The organism is Corallococcus sp. AB030 (genome assembly GCF_003668965.1).
GTDB classification, from domain to species: domain Bacteria; phylum Myxococcota; class Myxococcia; order Myxococcales; family Myxococcaceae; genus Corallococcus; species Corallococcus exiguus.
In genome coordinates this window covers 1-434 of sequence record NZ_RAWQ01000503.1, presented here as the reverse complement: position 1 = coordinate 434, position 434 = coordinate 1, and the positions used below count along the sequence as shown (strand labels likewise).

Below are 434 nucleotides of genomic sequence, written 5' to 3'. Positions count from 1 at the left end.
GCCTGGTAGCGTGGCGCAGGTGCGTGAAACGGCGGCTTATCTGACGCGCTTCGCCAAAACGCGCGGTGTGGCGATTGTCATGGTTGGGCACGTAACCAAAGATGGCTCGCTGGCTGGCCCTAAAGTGCTGGAACACTGTATCGACTGTTCGGTGCTTCTGGATGGTGATGCCGACTCCCGTTTTCGCACCTTGCGCAGCCATAAAAACCGCTTCGGCGCGGTGAATGAGCTGGGCGTCTTCGCGATGACCGAACAGGGGCTGCGTGAAGTCAGCAACCCTTCGGCAATTTTCTTAAGTCGCGGAGATGAAGTGACCTCTGGCAGCTCCGTGATGGTGGTGTGGGAAGGAACGCGTCCGTTGCTGGTGGAGATTCAGGCGCTGGTCGATCACTCGATGATGGCGAATCCGCGCCGCGTGGCAGTGGGGCTGGAAC

1 pseudogene is annotated in these 434 nt (G+C 59.7%); it reads left to right on the top strand.

Annotated elements, in window-relative coordinates:
• Window positions 1-434, top strand: a pseudogene (locus D7Y15_RS43810) (DNA repair protein RadA); the annotation flags it as partial.